The 17,188-nt window shown below is 65.8% G+C and carries 15 protein-coding genes; 10 read left to right on the top strand and 5 right to left on the bottom strand.

The genetic code is table 11. The annotated features are described in order from the left end of the window. Window positions 1-116: 116 nt before the first annotated feature. Window positions 117-1,034 carry a universal stress protein gene (locus EB75_RS16545; protein ID WP_073696440.1) on the bottom strand — a complete coding sequence of 306 codons (918 nt, stop codon included), beginning with the start codon at window positions 1,032-1,034 and terminating at the stop codon, window positions 117-119. Between the two features lie 223 nt (window positions 1,035-1,257). Between EB75_RS16545 and EB75_RS16540 the strand changes: the two genes are divergently transcribed. The 8 genes from EB75_RS16540 (at window position 1,258) to EB75_RS16505 (ending at window position 9,835) form a co-directional block, all read left to right on the top strand. Further along, window positions 1,258-2,271 carry an Acg family FMN-binding oxidoreductase gene (locus tag EB75_RS16540; RefSeq protein WP_073696439.1) on the top strand — a complete coding sequence of 338 codons (1,014 nt, stop codon included), beginning with the start codon at window positions 1,258-1,260 and terminating at the stop codon, window positions 2,269-2,271. 308 nt (window positions 2,272-2,579) lie between these two features. Further along, the gene (locus EB75_RS16535; protein WP_168176054.1) at window positions 2,580-3,407 is read left to right on the top strand and encodes a universal stress protein; all 828 of its coding nucleotides are present in this window, start codon (window positions 2,580-2,582) and stop codon (window positions 3,405-3,407) included. Window positions 3,408-3,482: 75 nt separating this feature from the next. Further along, window positions 3,483-4,130 (top strand): hypoxia response regulator transcription factor DosR/DevR, encoded by a 648-nt coding sequence (gene dosR, locus EB75_RS16530; RefSeq protein ID WP_073696437.1) that lies wholly within the window; start codon window positions 3,483-3,485, stop codon window positions 4,128-4,130. Window positions 4,131-4,187: 57 nt separating this feature from the next. Next, window positions 4,188-5,891 carry a GAF domain-containing sensor histidine kinase gene (locus tag EB75_RS16525; protein ID WP_083612346.1) on the top strand — a complete coding sequence of 568 codons (1,704 nt, stop codon included), beginning with the start codon at window positions 4,188-4,190 and terminating at the stop codon, window positions 5,889-5,891. A gap of 219 nt (window positions 5,892-6,110) precedes the next feature. Then, on the top strand, window positions 6,111-7,142 hold the full coding sequence (locus tag EB75_RS16520; RefSeq protein WP_073696487.1) for an Acg family FMN-binding oxidoreductase: 1,032 nt from the start codon (window positions 6,111-6,113) through the stop codon (window positions 7,140-7,142). Next, window positions 7,139-7,573 (top strand): hypothetical protein, encoded by a 435-nt coding sequence (locus EB75_RS16515; protein WP_286150219.1) that lies wholly within the window; start codon window positions 7,139-7,141, stop codon window positions 7,571-7,573. The genes EB75_RS16520 and EB75_RS16515 overlap by 4 nt, the downstream gene beginning before the upstream one ends. A 25-nt stretch (window positions 7,574-7,598) precedes the next feature. Beyond that, window positions 7,599-8,996 carry a WS/DGAT/MGAT family O-acyltransferase gene (locus EB75_RS16510; protein ID WP_073696435.1) on the top strand — a complete coding sequence of 466 codons (1,398 nt, stop codon included), beginning with the start codon at window positions 7,599-7,601 and terminating at the stop codon, window positions 8,994-8,996. A gap of 137 nt (window positions 8,997-9,133) precedes the next feature. Further along, window positions 9,134-9,835, top strand: a complete 702-nt coding sequence (locus EB75_RS16505; protein ID WP_073696434.1) for a DUF998 domain-containing protein — start codon at window positions 9,134-9,136, stop codon at window positions 9,833-9,835. A 38-nt stretch (window positions 9,836-9,873) separates the two neighbouring features. On the opposite strand, the gene EB75_RS16500 is transcribed toward EB75_RS16505, so the two are convergent. The 3 genes from EB75_RS16500 to EB75_RS16490 form a co-directional block, all read right to left on the bottom strand. Further along, entirely contained in the window at window positions 9,874-12,267 is a 2,394-nt protein-coding gene (locus tag EB75_RS16500; protein ID WP_073696433.1) for a phosphoketolase family protein, read from the bottom strand. Then, window positions 12,264-13,169, bottom strand: coding sequence for a universal stress protein (locus tag EB75_RS16495; protein ID WP_073696432.1), 906 nt, complete (start codon window positions 13,167-13,169; stop codon window positions 12,264-12,266). Before EB75_RS16495 ends, EB75_RS16500 begins: the two co-directional genes overlap by 4 nt. A gap of 219 nt (window positions 13,170-13,388) precedes the next feature. Then, on the bottom strand, window positions 13,389-14,282 hold the full coding sequence (locus EB75_RS16490; RefSeq protein WP_073696431.1) for a universal stress protein: 894 nt from the start codon (window positions 14,280-14,282) through the stop codon (window positions 13,389-13,391). Window positions 14,283-14,472: 190 nt separating this feature from the next. Between EB75_RS16490 and EB75_RS16485 the strand changes: the two genes are divergently transcribed. Together EB75_RS16485 and EB75_RS16480 are read left to right on the top strand one after the other, a co-directional pair. Next, window positions 14,473-15,837 carry a cytochrome P450 gene (locus EB75_RS16485; protein ID WP_073696430.1) on the top strand — a complete coding sequence of 455 codons (1,365 nt, stop codon included), beginning with the start codon at window positions 14,473-14,475 and terminating at the stop codon, window positions 15,835-15,837. Then, a complete protein-coding gene (locus EB75_RS16480; RefSeq protein ID WP_073696429.1) occupies window positions 15,837-16,496 on the top strand; it encodes a class I SAM-dependent methyltransferase in 660 nt (219 codons plus the stop codon). The genes EB75_RS16485 and EB75_RS16480 overlap by 1 nt, the downstream gene beginning before the upstream one ends. Window positions 16,497-16,499: 3 nt before the next feature. Here EB75_RS16480 and EB75_RS16475 read toward each other — a convergent pair whose 3' ends face one another. Then, window positions 16,500-17,054: a PadR family transcriptional regulator gene (locus EB75_RS16475; protein ID WP_073696428.1), complete on the bottom strand. Its 555-nt coding sequence runs from the start codon at window positions 17,052-17,054 to the stop codon at window positions 16,500-16,502. Between the last annotated feature and the right edge of the window lie 134 nt (window positions 17,055-17,188).

The following is a 17,188-nucleotide window of genomic DNA, read 5'->3' as shown; positions in this document are numbered from 1 at the left end:
ATCGTCGCGGCCCTCGCGGCGAGCGAGTTTCCCGGCGACCTCCACGATCCAGTCCCGTGAATGAGGCCTCGTGGGCGCGACCTCGGCCACCTGAGCCGGCTCATTCAATACCTGCGTCATGGCCGCCCTACTGCCACCGGATCAATCGAAATCTGTGGGCGGGCACTGCCATAGCCATTACCACCGCGAGCTGCCGGCGGTGCCGGCCGGACGAACAGCAGGGTGCAGTCTGAATCCTTCAACGTCTTGCACACTTCGTCGCTGGTCAGTTCCGCCACCAACTTCGGGTGGTCTCCGGGCACGATGACAAGCTGGTCGATGCACGCACTCTGGCGCAACAGGCTGCTCAGGTGCTCCGGCATCGCCAGAGTGGCCGACCGGATGTGACGGTCTTGCACGTCCTCCCAATACCGTTCCAGGGCGGCATGCACCGGATGTCTCGCATCGACCGGCCCACTGGAGTGCGACCACGGTTCCAAAATCACAATTGGAGCGTTGCGCCATGCCGAGTCGGCTTCCGCGGCCTTCAACACGGCGACTGCAGAGTCTGATTCGTCCAACACGGCCAGAATCCACTTCCTGTGGTCGAAGTCGCGGTGCGCACGACGGATGATCGCCACCGAACCAGGTGCCGTCCGGGCAATCTCGACAGCCGTGGATCCGCGAGGAGCGTCCGAAGTGTCGTCGTTTCCACGGTCTCCGACACAGACGATCGACGCACCACGAGACTCGTTGGCAAGGCATTCTGCCGGGTCGCCCACAACAATCTCCGATTCGAGCTTGACGTCGATGTGCGTGTCGCTCACCGCTTTCCATGCCTTGTGCAATGCACGCTCTGCGCGATCGATGTCCTCCTGTCGATCGCCATCAGCCGAGTCGATGACGTAGACCAGCCTCAGGGTGGCATCCCGGCTTGCCGCCTCGACTGCAGCCCACCGAGCAGCGCGCCGGGCATGTTTGGAACCGTCGATGCCGACGACGACGGGCCTCGCGGTGGCTGTCGTGCGCTGCTGGACCTCCCGATTCGCGATCATGTCGCTCCTCCATCCGCTGACAACTTCCAGATCGATTGATCTCCAATACATCTGACCTCGCTCTGACTCCCAGGCCTAGTGTCCAAAGTCCCTCGCCGCACGCAGACGTCCTTGTGACCGCCGATGGTCACAAGGACGCGTATTGATGACTTCTGGCTCTGTCGCGCGACAACCGCATCGGGCAGCGTCGGTGTAGACCTCGCCCCGTCGAGAAGGACATCTCATGACCAAAACCACCATGTCACTCCGAGAGATAGAAGATGCGGTACATCTGGCCTGCCGCGCACCGTCGTTCCACAACAGCCAGCCATGGAAGTGGGTTCTCGAATCCGCCACGCTGAAACTGTTTCTCGACACCGATTGGCTGGTGGCCACCGACGATTCCGGGCGTCAGGCGATGTTGAGCTGCGGCGCGGCACTGGACCACCTGCGGGTGGCCATGGCGGCAGCCGGCTGGACGACACTCGTCGACCGGTTTCCCAATCCGAGCAATCCTCACCACCTCGCCGATATCGACTGCCGGCCTGCAGCCGGAGTGACACCGGCACAACGGCGGGCGGCCGACGCCATCCTGTGCCGGCGAACCGACCGATTGCCCCTCGGCGCCGTGGAGGACTGGCCGGCGTTCGAGAAGCTGCTGCGGCTGGCCGTGGGTGACCGGCCGACCCAGCTTGACGTGCTGGACGCCGGACAGCGCACCAAATTGGCCGAGGCCTCGCATCTCGCCGAGGCACTGAGGATGTACGACACCGCCTATCACGCCGAATTGGTTTGGTGGACCACACCTTTTGGCGCGACGACCGGTATCCCACACAGCGCCCTGGTATCGGCCGCAGAAAGCGACCGAGTTGATGTCGGACGGTCGTTCCCGGTCACGCACACCAGGGAGCGACGTCAACAAGCCGGGGACGACAAGGCCACCGTTGTGGTGATCTCCGCGCTCGGCGACACCCGGGAGGACATCCTGGCGTGCGGCGAGACACTGTCCGCGGTGCTGCTCGAGGCCACCATCGTGGGCCTAGCCAGTAGCACGCTCACGCATGTGACCGAACACGCGGCCACCAGCGACATCATCAGCTCACTCACCGGGCATCGGCTGCCGCAGGTGCTGGTCCGTATCGGCACTGCGCCGGCCCTCGATGACGTCCCGCCACCGACACCGCGGCGCCAACTGTCGGATGTCTTCCGTCACGGGCCAGAGCGCCCGCATGATCGGGAACGAGGCCGGGGCGCCTGATCCCCGTTTGGCCGCACCATGCCTACGTATCAACCATCCCGCCGCGCACAGCGCGGCGGCAAGCACGATGCCGGTAGCCAACCGTTTCTTCATGTCAACGACGATGACGAACCACCAGGCTGCCGTGTAGGGCATATGGACCCGACGTCGTGGCCAACCGTCCCGCGACCGCAGGTCGGTGTGACCGACGACTAGGGACCAATTCCCCTGCCGCAGCCCCCGTCACGACACATACCGTCGACGAATAGTCAGCTCGGTGATCTCAGGAGAGTGCGGAGATGTACAAATCAGCTTCGCCGTCGTCAGCCGTGGTAGTCGGCATCGACGGCTCGCAGTGGTCGGTGAACGCCGCCTTGTGGGCGGTCGACGAGGCCGTCAGTCGCGATGTGCCCCTGCGGCTGCTCTACGTCGTCGCGCCTCGCGGGCAGGGCGACATCGATCCCGAACAGGAAGCTCGGGACCTGGCCTGCGCCGAAGTCTCGGTCCGGCGGACCCTGGTCGCGGTCGAATCGACCGAGAAGCCGGTCAAGATCGAGTGGGAAGTTCTACAAGGGCAACCGACCAGGGTGCTGTCGAACGCGACCCGATCTGCCGACCTGTTCTGCATGGGCTCCCTCGGCATCGCACATGCCACGGGGTCGCGATTCGGCTCGACCGCAGCGGCATTGGCAACCTCTGCGCTGTGCCCGGTTGCCATCATTCGCAGCGGTGGCCGGCATTGGTCGACGCAGCCTCGGCACGTGGTCGCGGAAATCGATGAGAGCCCGGACAGCGTCAACGTTCTCGACGCGGGGATCAACGAAGCCCGGCTGCGCGGTGCGCCGCTGACGGTGCTCGCGACATGGCAAGCCAAATTGGCGGATGTGCATGAGCACATCCCGGATGACAAAACCCTCACACGTTTGGACAAGCGGTTGACGCGCTACCGTCTGGCAAACCCGGACATCGATTTCAATCCGGTTGCGGTCAATGGCTCAACGATGAATTATCTTGAGCACCATGCCGATTCGATCCAATTGCTGGTCACCAGCAGGCATCGCCGGGCCGGTATGGGTGAGATCGTCGGGACCGCGCGCGCAGTTCCGGGCCAGGTCAACTGCAGCGTGTTGATCTGCCAGCATAATCAGCGCTTGTAGTCGATGACTGACCTATCGTTGCGAGTGAGAATTGAACACCCACACGCCGGCGTCGGTGTTCGGAAGGGCATGTGAATGGTCACCGTATTTCTCGTCGACGACCACGAAGTCGTGCGGCGCGGACTCATCGATCTGTTGAGCGCCGACCCCGACCTCCAAGTCATCGGCGAAGCGGGCACGGTGGCACATGCCATGGCCCAGATTCCTGCGCTCCGGCCCGATGTCGCGGTCCTCGACGTTCGCCTGCCTGACGGCAATGGCATCGAACTCTGCCGCGATCTGCTGTCCCGGCTGCCCGACCTGCGTTGCCTCATGCTCACCTCGTTCACTTCCGACGAGGCCATGCTCGACGCGGTCCTGGCCGGCGCGAGCGGCTACGTCATCAAGGACATCAAAGGGATGGAACTGGCCGAGGCGATCAAAGCCGTCGGCGCCGGACGTTCCCTGCTGGACAATCGCGCTGCCGCGGCATTGATGGCCAAGCTCCGCAACGCAGCCGAGCGGTCGGACCCGCTTTCGGGGCTGACCGATCAAGAGCGGGTGCTGCTGGACCTGCTCGGGGAAGGGCTGACCAACAAGCAGATTGCCGCGCGAATGTTCCTGGCGGAGAAGACTGTCAAGAACTACGTGTCACGTCTGCTGGCCAAACTCGGCATGGAACGCCGCACGCAGGCCGCGGTATTCGTGTCGAAGCTGGACCGACCGCGCCGCTCGGACGACTGATGTGCACCCGGCGTCAATTTCCTGGCGCACCGTTGCGTCGATGGCAGAATCACGCGTGTGACACGCGATGACGGCAGCGCTGAGCATCCGCTGCGAGCGCCGCTAGCCGGACTACGGCTGCGTGAACTTCTCACTGAGGTTCAGGATCGCGTCGAACAGATCATCGAGGGCCGTGACCGGCTCGACGGTCTGGTCGAGGCCATGCTCACTGTCACGTCCGGCCTCGAACTGGACGAGACGCTGCGCACCATCGTCCACACTGCGATCGAGCTGATCGACGCACGGTACGGCGCCCTCGGAGTGCGGGGCACCGGCCACGAGCTCGTCCAATTCGTCTATGAGGGCATAGACGAGGAGACCCGTTGCAAAATCGGCCCGCTTCCTCAGGGACGCGGCGTACTCGGAGTGCTGATCGACGAACCGAAACCCATTCGGCTGGAGGACATTCGCACGCACCCTGCCTCGGTGGGATTTCCTGAGCACCACCCGCCCATGCGCACTTTCCTCGGTGTGCCGGTGCGCATCCGCGACGAAGTATTCGGCAACCTGTATCTGGCTGAAAAAGCATCCGGGCAGCCGTTCAGCGAAGACGACGAAGTGCTCGCGCAGGCGCTTGCCGCAGCGGCCGGCATCGCCATCGACAACGCACGGCTCTACCGCCAGTCGCAGCAACGCCAGGCCTGGATCGAGGCCACCCGCGATATCGGTACCGCCCTGCTGTCGGGCACCGAGCCGGCTCAGGTGTTCCGCCAGATCGCAGAGCAAGCACGTGCCCTGACGGACGCCGACGCGACGCTGATAGCGGTTCCCGAAGACGACGATGCTCCGAGCAACGAGATCACCGAACTCCAGGTCATCGACGTCGTCGGCGACGTCCACGCATCATCGCTGGAGGCGCCGGTGGCCGACGGGCCCATCGGCCATGCGTTTCACCATCGGACGCCCCTGATCTGTCGGGCACCGGACCTGCCTGAAGCGATAGCAGCCGACATGGCGTCGGCTCTGGTGCTGCCACTGCGCACCACCGAGAGCGTCATCGGAGTCCTGATCGTGCTGCGGCGTGCGGGCCGGCAGGAATTCACGCCGGATCAGCTGGACACCATGGCCGCGTTCGCCGACCAGGCCGCGCTGGCCTGGCAGCTTGCGGCCAGCCAGCGTCAGAAGCGTGAGCTGGATGTGTTGGCGGACCGTGACAGGATTGCCCGCGACTTGCACGATCACGTCATCCAGCGACTGTTCGCAGTCGGTCTGACGCTCCAGGGCGCGATCCCACGCGCCAAGTCGAGCGATGTGCAGCGTCGCATCACCGACTGCGTCGACGACCTCCAGGAAGTGATCACCGAAATCCGTACGGCGATCTTCGATCTCCACGGCAGCACAGCCTCCACCACCCGGTTACGACAGCGACTCGATGCCGCTGTCGCCTCGTTCTCCAGCCACGAACTGCACACCACGGTCCGTTACGACGGCCCGCTTTCGGTCATCGAGCCTGACTTGGCCGATCACGCCGAGGCCGTCGTCCGGGAAGCTGTGAGCAACGCCGTCCGCCACGGCAACGCCAGCGCGGTCAGCGTCACCATCAACGTCGACAACGACTTGCGTATCGAGGTGGCCGACAACGGCCAGGGTTTGTCCGACGGAATCACCGAGAGTGGCCTCGCGAATCTGCGCCGACGGGCACGAGACACCGGCGGTGACATGTCCGTCGAACCCGGCGCCGACGCCGGCACCGTCCTGCGGTGGTGGGCACCGCTGCCCTGACGGGCGACTTGGCGCGCGGGACCAATGTCCCTGGCGTCCAACGACGATACGCCCGGCTTCGGCCGGCACGTGGGCACCGGGCAAAACCCTGCAGCAAGTGACGTAGTGCTCTGTCGGTGAGGTCGGATCACCTGCAGGATCGCTGTATGAGAAACGAGCGGTGTGCGCTCCCTAGAGCGCACCGCTCGGTCTCGACAACGAGTTTGTGAGGTGAATCAGATGTCCGAGACGTTTCCCGACCATCAGACGGTTTGCGCAGCCATGGCGCTGGCGACGCGTGCCCCCTCCGTCCACAACACGCAACCGTGGCGGTGGCGGATCGGCTCGAACAGCGTGCACCTGTACGCCGAATCATCACTGCACCTGATCCACACCGATCCCGACGGCCGCGACCTGTTGATCAGTTGCGGTGCGGCACTGCACCACGCGACCGTGGCTTTCCACGCGCTGGGCTGGCAGCCGACAGTGCGACGATTCCCCAACCCGGCCGAGCCTGATCACCTCGCCGCAATCGAATTGAGCCCCTGTTTTCCCGAGCAGCCCGACATCGCCCTTGCCGCGGCGATTCCGCGGCGCAGAACCGACCGGCGGTATTACAGCGGCTGGCCCGTCCCGCTCGGGGACATCGCTCTGATGACCGCCCGCGCTGCCCGTCTCGGCATCGGGCTACGCCGAGTGAAGCTCAACGACGTCCTCACAACTGCACTACGACAAGCGGTTTCGCAGCATGTGCATGATCTGGATTACCTCACCGAACTGACGGTCTGGAGCGGGCGCTACGCATCGGTCGCCGGAGTACCTGCACGTAGTACACCCACGCCCGACCACAGCGCCGCCCTCCCCAGCCGCATCTTCGCCGCCCCCGTCCTCAACCAGCCCGTGGGTGCGACGGCCACCGACGACAATGGCTCGCTGTTGGCGCTCGGTACCTCGACCGACGCCCCGATTGATCGATTGCGGGCCGGCGAAGCCACGAGCGCAGTTCTGCTCACTGCCACCGCACAAGGGCTCTCCACGTGTCCCGTCACCGAAGCGCTGGAAAATCCCGAGTGCCGAGCCATCGTCCGGTCGGACGTTTTCGGCGACGAGTTGTTCCCGCAGATGCTCATCCGGGTCGGCTGGGCACCCCTCAACGCCGACCCGCTGCCCGCGACCCCGCGCCGCGCGCTGACGGACGTCGTTTCCCTGCTGCACGACGACGACCCGGCGTTGGGCTCACAGCCCACTGACGACGAGGAGGTGGATCGATGATCGCGCACCGCACCCGGATGTTCGCCCGGGTGCTCGGCCCCTACCTCGTCGTTGCGGCCGCTTCACTCGTCACCCGGGCCGATTACGTCAAGACACTGCTGCACACGTTCGGGGACAACTCCGTATGGCCCTGGATCACCGGCGCCTTCGTCTTACCGATGGGACTGGTCGTCGTCACGCTGCACCCGTACTGGAGGGGAGCTGCCGCCGCTACCGTGTCGGTGCTGGGCTGGTTGACGGTACTCAAAGGTGTGGCGTTGATGACGTTCCCCGGGGCGTACCTCACGACGGGACAGGATGTGCTGGCCGGCGCACCGTGGTGGCAGGCCGGCGTGATCGTCACCGGACTGGCCGGCCTGTATCTCACCGTCATCGGGTGGTCGCCGGACCGGCGATCAACCCCGTCCGTCACCGTGCCTTCCGAATCTTGATGCGCGCCAACGGCAAGGGACACCGATGAACGACAACCAGCTCACCGCTCTCGATGCCGGATTCCTGCAGGCCGAGGATTCCGACAGTCATGCCAATCTGGCCGTCGCGGTGGTGGCCATCATGGAGGGCCCGGCACCGGACTTCGCCGAACTGCAGGCGGTGCTCGACGAGCGCTCGGCCACCCTCCCCCGCTGCCGACAGGTTTTGCACTCCTATCCGCTCGACCTCAGCGCTCCAGAATGGGTACCGGCGCCCAGTTTCGACATCACCCACCACGTCCGCCGGCTCACGGTGACAGCGCCCGGTGATGACACCGCGGTTCATCGCGCGGTGGCGAGCTTGATGGAGCGTCGCCTCGACAGATCCCGGCCATTGTGGGAAGCGTGGATGCTGGACGGTCTGGCTGACGGTCGCTGGGCGATCGTGGTGAAGCTGCACCACTGCATCGCCGACGGGGTCGCGGCGACAGCGATGCTCGCGGGCATCTGCGATAACCAGTGGGCGGACCGCGATGAAATCCTCAGCCTCCCTTCGGTATCGGACCGGCGTCCGTCGCGCGCCTTCAATCCGATCGCGCTCGGCACCGATGCGTGGCGGATGGTGCGGTCGACGGCGCGCAGTGGGGTGCGGATGGCGTTCGGGGCCGCTCAACTCGTGGCCGGCGTGCTCACCACGTCGACCCAACCCCTCAACGGTCAGCTCAGCGATATGCGCCGATTCAGTGCTGTCGAAGTCTCGTTGCAGGATGTCCAGATGGTCGCCAAACGGTTCGGCGTCACGGTCAACGACGTGGCTCTGGCTGCCATCACCGACGGTTTCCGGTCCGCCATGCTGCAGCACGACATGCAACCTTCGGCCGGGCCGATCCGCACCGTCGTGCCGGTTTCCGTCCGGCCGGCCGAACTACTCCACGTGCCCGACAACCGGGTTTCAGTCTTGCTGCCGGACCTACCCGTCGATCGACCGGATCCGCTCGAACAGCTTCGGCTGGTCCACAAGAGGCTGACGACGGCGAAAAGCAGTGGCCAGCGCCAAGCCGGCTCCTTCGTGGTTGCCGCAGCCAACCTGATTCCGTTTCCGGTAATGGCTTCTGCCGTGCGGCTGTTGGGCCGGCTGCCGCAACACGGCGTGGTGGCCGTGACGACGAACGTCCCCGGCCCGAATCGGCCAATGCGCTTGATGGGCCGAAAGATCGCCGCGCTCGTCCCGGTGCCCCCGATTGCGATGGGCATGCGTACCGGTATCGCCATCATGAGCTACGCCGACCGCCTGACGTTCGGCGTCATCGGTGACTACGACGCCGAACTCGAGACGGACGATCTCGCCCGCGGCATCGAGCACGGAATCGCTCACCTGATCACCGTCGCGTCTGCTGCGACGCATACCCGCCGACTCGGCAACCTGATGCTGCTCAGCGGCTAGACCCAGAAGCTGAGGACCCAAGACCCTAGCCGCCGCAGCCCGCTGAGCGCACAGTCGTCCTATGACGAAGACACACACTGCCGAAGCTGCGGCCTAACCAGGTTTCTCGAGATCGGGCTGAGGGTATGGCTTCGACGGTGACCTACACCAGGTTCCGGTCGGCACTACGACCCTGGACTGTCGCCGTGCTCGTCGGACTCATCGGTTACTGCGACTTCCCGCTTCAATGGGTCGTCGGATCTCCGCTCAGCCCGAGCCGGTCCTACATCAGTGAACTGGCGGTCGCCGGCCAACCGTATTACCAGGTCTTCCGGATCGGCGACCTGGTCGCCGGCATCGGCCTCGCGATACTCGCGGGCGTCCTGGTCATCTGGCACCCCTCGTCACCAATTCGGCTCGGGAGCACGGCGCTGGCGGTTGCGGCCGCCACTTCGATCGTCGACGCCCTGTCCCCCATGAGCTGCGCCCCGTCGGTTGATCCCCGGTGCTGGGCAGCCGATCACGCCGCCTTGTCGACGCAGCTGTCTGAGTTGCACACCGTCTCCGGCGTCGTCGGTTTCACCGCGGTCCTGTTCGCGATGGCGGCGTACGGCATTGCACTGAGCAGCCGGCCGGCCACGCGTCATCTGGGATCGGCCGGCCTCACCTGTGCAGCGATCGGAGCGATACTCGGCGGCATCGAAATCGGTACTGCGCTCGCGGACACAGATTGGACGGGGCTGTTCGAGCGCATCCACGTTGCCGTCGTCGGCACGTTTCTCCTGACGCTGACTTTCGTCGTCGCGCGCACCACAAGCCCGGTCACTCGACGATCGGTGGTCAGTTCGCTGCCGCGCTGAATTGCGGGTCGTCATGGGCGACCGACGACCTGGCACCGTCAGCCACCGATGGGCTCCCAACGCCAGTCCGTGACCTCGGGCAGATCCTCACCGTGCGTCCGGATCCACTCTCGGTGGCGATCGTGAGCCGCAACCATGTCCGCGCGCAGTGTGCGTACCGCCGGGCCATCGAGTCCGGGCATCAGGTCGATGGCGTCGATCACCAGTTGGAAGCGATCCATCTTGTTCAGCACCAGCATGTCGAAAGGCGTTGTCGTCGAGCCCTCTTCCAGATATCCGCGCACGTGCATGTGCTGATGGTTGCGGCGACGGTAGGTCAGCCGGTGAATCAACGACGGGTATCCGTGGTAGGCGAAGATCACGGGCCGGTCAGTGGTGAACAGTGTGTCGTACTCCGCATCGGTCATGCCGTGCGAATGTTGGGTGTTCGACTGCAGACGGAACAGGTCGACCACGTTGACGACGCGAATTCTGATCTCTGGCAGGTGCTTTCGCAGTATCGACACGGCGGCGAGCACCTCGAGGGTCGGCACGTCGCCCGCACAGCCCAGCACCACGTCAGGCACCGAGCCTCCGTCGGTGCTGGCCCATTCGAAGATGTCCGCGCCGCGTGCGCAGTGCACCGCGGCTTGTTCGGCGGTCAGCCACACCGGAGCGTCGTTCTTCCCGGCGACGATCACGTTGATGTAGTCCCGGCTGGCCAGGCAATGCGCTGCCACCGACAGCAGGGTGTTGGCATCCGGCGGCAGGTAGATGCGGGCGATCTCGGCGCGCTTGTTGGCGACGTGGTCGATGAAACCGGGGTCCTGGTGCGAGAAGCCGTTGTGGTCCTGACGCCACACATGTGACGTAATCAGGTAGTTCAGTGACGCGATCGGTGCACGCCACGGCAACTGCCGACTTACCTTGAGCCACTTGGCATGCTGGTTCACCATCGAGTCGACGACGTGGGCGAAGGCCTCATAGCTGTTGAGCAGACCGTGCCGCCCCGTCAGCAGATAACCTTCCAGCCAACCCTGGCACATGTGCTCCGACAGGACTTCGAGCACGCGCCCGTCGCGAGCCAGATGCTCATCGCTCGGCAAAACCGCTGCGCTCCACTGTTTGTCGCTGACGTCGTACACCGCACCGAGCCGGTTCGACGCGGTCTCATCGGGTCCGAACAACCTGAAGTTGCGGTAGCCGGCGTTGCGCACCATCACTTCGCGCAGATACCGGCCGAGCACCCTGGTCGGTTCGGCCATCGTATCCCCGGGTCCGACCGTGGACACGGCGAATTCCTTGGCGACCGGCAGGTGCAACGGCGTCAGCAACAGGCCACCGTTGGCGTGTGGGTTCGCACCCATCCGATGTTCGGGCGCCGGCACGTTGTCGGTGACCAGCTTTGTGGGACAACCGGTTTCATCGAACAGTTCCTCGGGGCGGTAGGAGTGCAGCCAGTCCATGAACTGTCGACGGTGTTCGGGGTCGGTACGGACGTCGGCGAGGGGCACCTGATGCGAACGCCACGTGCCCTCGACGGGCAGGCCGTCGACCCATCGTGGTCCGGTCCAGCCTTTCGGTGTCCGCAGCACGATCATGGGCCACTGCGGGCGCGGCGGCGCCGAGACCATGCGCGCGGCAGTCTGGATTTCGTCGATCATCGCCACGACGCGATCCAGTGCCGCCGCCATGTCCTGATGCAGCTGGTGCGGATCGTCACCGCTGACGTAGATCGGGTAGTGCCCGTATCCCCGCAACAGGCAGTCGAGTTCAGCGTCGGTGATCCGGGCCAGCACCGTCGGATTGGCGATCTTGTACCCATTGAGGTGCAGGATCGGCAGGACGGCGCCGTCGGTAGCCGGGTTGATGAACTTGTTGGAATGCCAACTGGCCGCGAGCGGGCCGGTCTCTGCTTCGCCGTCGCCGATTACGCACGCCACCAACAGGTTCGGGTTGTCGAGAGCCGCACCATAGGCGTGCGCCAGGGAGTACCCGAGCTCGCCGCCCTCGTGAATGGATCCCGGAACTTCAGGCGCCACGTGGCTGGGAACGCCACCGGGAAAAGAGAACTCGCGGAACAATGTCGCCATCCCGTGGCCATCACGGGCGATGTCGGGACGCGTTCGGCTGTAGCTGCCCTCGAGCCAGGCATTCGCGAACAGCGCGGGCCCGCCATGACCGGGGCCGATGACGTACATCGCGTCGAGATCGTGCTCGATGATGGCGCGATTCAAATGCGCGTAAATGAAGTTCAGCCCAGGCGAAGTGCCCCAGTGGCCCAACGGACGCGGCTTGATGTCCTGTTGGGCCAATGGTGTACGCAGCAGCGGATTGCCCATCAGGTAGATCTGACCGGCCGTGAGATAGTTCGCCGCGCGCCAGTACGCGTCGACCGATCGCAGGCGGGTAGCCGGAGACGAATCGCTCAACTGACGTGTGGCGCTGGTCATCGGGTGGACTCGCGAGCGTGCGGCCGAGCAACGAGTACCGGGCAATTCGCCTGGTGAATCAGTTTGTGGCTGGTGGACCCGAGCAGCAGTCCGGTGGCGTCTCCGCGGCCACGACTTCCCGTGACGACCAACTGGGCGCGCTGCGCGTGGCTCAGCAGAACGTGCCCCGGATTGCCGATTGCCGCGACACGGCGGACCGCGACTTCGGGGAATTTCTCCTCCCATCCGGCCAATCGCTCGGCCAGCAGCATCTCCTGCTGCTCCTCGCGAGCCTCGCCGGTCAGGTCATTCCAGGATGGTTCCGCATCGTAGAAATGCACCGGCAGGTAGCCCCACACCAGGACCGCGGTCAGTTCTGCCCCGCGCATGGAGGCCTCCTCGAAGGCCCAGGCAATCGCGTCCTCACTGTCCGGCGCCCCGCTGATCCCGACCACGACGGGCCCCGTCACCGGTACCCCTGGCGCGCGGACCACGACCACCGGACTGTGGCCGTGCGCGGTCAGTGCGACTGCCACCGAGCCGGCCAACAGCCCCGTGAACGCGTTGAGTCCACTTGAACCGACGACAGTGAGGAATGTGCCCTTCGACAGGTCGATGAGCACCCGGGCCGGCCGGCCCGCCTTCCTGGTCAACGTCACCTCCAGATCAGGGTCCAGCGTCTGGACGCGATCCAGGGCCTCGTCGAGGAAACGTTGGCCGGTCGTCTCGAGGTACTGGAAGAAGCTCTCCGAGGCACCCGGGTTGAACCCCATCGCAAAACTCTCGAAGTCGACGGCGTGCACCAACCGGAGCGGAAGATTGCGCAGCTGCGCCTCGTTGACGGCCCAGTTCAGTGCGGTCAGCGCTGAACTCGATCCGTCGATGCCAACCAAAATGTAAGGGCGGGGCGATGATTCGCTCACATTGTCCTCCGATGACGCTGCTTGTCCGATGCCCCTGACGGTACGAGCACGACCCCTCGGCGGCTATGGCCGAAAGTCACTCGTCGAGTGAACAGTCGCCATGGCTCCAAGCCGTCGACCCCGAGTGCTTACCCGCGTGAGGGTTCGATGACACATCTACGGTTCCGCACGCCCAGGGCAGGTGACCGCGAACGGCCACCTGCCCTGTCAACGGTCTGACTACCGGGCCTGCGGGCGGGCGACCAGCACCGGGCACTCGGCATGCTGAACCAGCCGGTGACTCGTCGACCCCAGGAACCACCCGGCCACGTTTCCGTGTCCGCGAGTACCGGTGACGATCAACTGCGCGCGCTGCGCATAGCCCAGCAGGACGTGCCCGGGGTGGCCGGCAGCGACCACGCGGCGGACCGCGACTTCAGGGAACTTCTCCTGCCAGCCGGCCAGCCGTTCCGCCAGCAGCATCGCCTGCTGGTCCTCACGGGCCGGCCCCGGCAGCTCTTCCCAAGTCGGTTCGATGTAGTCGAAATAGGCCGGCACATAACTCGATACGAGAACGGCGAGCAGTTTCGCACCGCGCAGTGACGCCTCCTGGAAGGCCCAGCCGATCGCTTCCTCACTGTCGGGCGCACCGCTGACGCCGACGACGACGGGTCCCCCGGCATGTTGTCCGGGCGCGCGAACCACGACGACGGGGCTGTGGCCGTGCGCTGTCAGTGACACCGCCACCGACCCCGCCACCAGCCCGGTGAATCCGTGCAGCCCACTGGAACCGACGACGGTGAGGAAGGCGTCTTTCGACTGTTCCTCCAGCAACTGTGCGGGGCGGCCGACGAGGTTGTGGACAGACACCTCCACCTCGGGCGCGAGCGCCTGCACCCGCTCCTTGGCTTCGTTGAGGAAGTTCTGGCCCGACGTCTCCACGAATTTGAAGAAGCTTTCGGAGGCGCCCGGATTGAAGCCCATGACGAAATTGCCGTAGTCGACGGCGTGAACCAGCCGCAAGGGCAGATTGCGCAGCTGTGCCTCACCGATGGCCCAGAGCAGCGCTTCCAACGATGACCGCGAGCCATCGATGCCAACCAAAATGTAAGGGCGAGGAGATAACTCGGTCATGGTGTCCGCTCCAGACGAAGGTGCAATTCCGACACCTTCAACGGTACGGACGCCGACTGCCCGGTGCTACGGCCAAAAGTCACTCACCGGCCGGGAGTCGGCGGGGTCGCTGCCGGGCCGACGACTCGGCAGCACTGGTCCGAAGAATCTCTCGACCACGGGCACCGGGCGCGGCATAATTCTTATTGACATGACTGCAACCATCGACGCCCGCGACGTGGGCACGCTGCCGCTCGCGCCGAAGAATCCGCTGCCGTTCCGGCAGTTGTTCTCCACCCGGCAACTGCACACCGGGCTGGTCCTGCTGAGTGAAGCCGGCGGGCCCGTCAGCCGCATCGCCGTCGTACCCAAGCGCGTCGCGCCGCCCATCGTGCTCGTCACTTCCCCCGCCGGGATCCGCGACGTGCTGGGCCGCACCGACAACCTCGCCGAGCGCTCCACGATCCACGAAGAAGTGCGCAACGTGGTCGGCGACAATCTCTTCGTCCTGCCGAACAGCGCCTGGCCGCCGCGCCGGCGTGCCCTGCAGCCCGTGTTCACCAAGCAGCACGTCGACCGGTTCGGCGGACACATGTCCCAGGCCGCGCAGTCGATCGCCGACCGCTGGCGTGACGCTCGCGACGTCGACCTCGACGCCGAGTGCCGCCGGCTCGCCATGCGCTCCCTCGGCTACTCGATTCTCGGTCTCGACATCAACGAGCACAGCAACACCATCGCCGAGAACATGCACGTGGCCTCGCGCTACACGGCCGATCGCGCCCTGCGACCGATCAAGGCGCCGAAGTGGCTCCCGACGCCGGGACGCCGTCGCGCGCGTGCCGCCGTCGCCCGGATGCGCAAGATGACCATGGACGTCCTGCAGGACTGCCGCGCGAATCCGGACCGCGATGCGCCGCTGGTCAAGGCGCTGCTCGCGGCCTCGGACCCCGACACCGGCCGGCAGCTGTCCGACGACGACATCTGCAACGACCTGCTCATCTTCATGCTGGCGGGCCACGACACGACGGCGACGACGCTGACGTACGCCTTGTGGCAGCTCGGGCGTCATCCCGAGATGCAGGATCGCGTGGCGGCCGAGGTCGCCGCGATCGGTGACCGGGAGCTGACCCCCGACGACGTGTCCCGGCTCCCCTACACCGCGCAGGTACTCAACGAGTCGCTGCGGCTGTGCCCGCCGGCGGCCGGTGTCGGCCGGACGGCGATGCAGGACATCGTGGTCGACGGCCACCGCGTCGAAGCCGGCAGCATCGTGGCCATCGGCATCAGTGCCGTGCACCGGGACCCGACGTTGTGGGACCACCCGCTGGCCTTCGACCCCGACCGGTTCGGCCCGGAGAACGCCAAGACCCGCGACCGGTGGCAGTTCATCCCGTTCGCCGCGGGCCCGCGGTCCTGCATCGGTGAGCATTTCGCGATGCTGGTGACGACGCTCGCGCTGGCCACCATCGTGCGGTCGAACCGCATCGAGTCGTTGCACGACGACTTCCCGCTCGAATCGCCGTACACGACGGTCGCCAAAGGTCCCATCCCGGTTCGGGTCGCCGCGCGGGTGTGATGCCGGCGGTGGCCAACGCGCGAAGCCTGCTCGACTGGGACCACAACGCCTACTACCAGCGCCTGCTGCTCCGGCACCTGCCACCACTGTGCCGACGTGTCCTGGACGTCGGCTGCGGAGCCGGCGGATTCGCCGTCCAGCTCGCCCAGCGCAGCGACCGCGTCGACGCGGTTGACCGTTCGGCCGCGATGATCACCGAAGCCCGGCGCCGGACGCCGACGAACGTCAACTGCGTTCAGGCCGACGTGCTGACCGACGGGCTGCCGGCGACCGGCTACGACGCGATCGTGTCCATCAGCGCACTGCACCACATGCCACTCGACACCGTGCTGCCCAAGCTGGCCGGAGCGCTTCGGCCCGGCGGTGTCCTCGCGGCGATCGCCCTGCCTCGGACCGACCTGCGGCATGAGTGGCCGCAGGAGCTCGCGGCCGCGCTCGCGCATCGCGCGCTCGGTGTCCGGTTTGGCGCGGAACGGCTGCTGAAGACCGGTACGGGTTTCGCGAAGACGCCCGATCACAACGTGATGCCGGTGGTCCTGGATCCACCGCTGACGACGCGCGAAGTCACCGCACAGACGGCCGAGCTTCTTCCGGGCGCCCATGTGCGGCGCCTGCTCTTCTGGCGTTACCTACTGCTCTGGCAGAAGCCCGCCGCGTAGCCCTCAGGTGCGGGCTTCGGATGACGTGAGCCTGTCCAGCACGTCCAGCGCCTCGCGGCACCAGTCCACCCAGGCCTGTTCGGTGCGCAGGCCCGCCTTCAACACGAGGTGGCGGAGGACGTCGGCGTCGGCGACCGGGGCCGCGAAGTCTCGGGCATCGATCTCGCGGTAGTTGGCCAGCATCGCTTCGTGCACGGCAAGGTGGTGGGCGATCCCGGCACGCACGGCCCCGGTCTCCCCCAGCGCTGCGGCTGCGCGCACGCGAACGGCGATGGCCATGCGCTCCGGCGCGGGATCATCGATGCCACACAGCCATTCGCTGAGAGCCCGCCGGCCGGCCGGCGTGATGCTGAATCGCTTGGGCTGGCCGCGCTCGGGGCGGTCGGGAGTCGAGGCCTCGGCGAGCCCAGAGTTCTTGAGCTTGTCGAGTTCCCGGTAGATCTGCTGGTGCGTCGCCGGCCAGAAGTAGCCGAATGCCCGATCGAACCGGCGGGTGAGTTCGATACCGGTCGATGCCCGCTCCGTGAGCGCGGTCAGGATGGCGAATTGCAGCGACATGGCGTGATCGTAGGTCCAGTGGGGTTTCCGCCGGCGGAACGCGGCGGCAAGAGTCCTGTCACGACCGTCATCCAATCTGTTGCACAAAATCTCGATGGGAGCCGGCGAGGCCGCTCCACGCTTCCCTAAATCGA

Source organism: Mycobacterium sp. ST-F2 (assembly GCF_001905655.1).
Classification (GTDB): domain Bacteria; phylum Actinomycetota; class Actinomycetes; order Mycobacteriales; family Mycobacteriaceae; genus Mycobacterium.
Note: the sequence above shows the minus strand (reverse complement) of the source record. Positions and strands in the feature narration are given on the sequence as shown.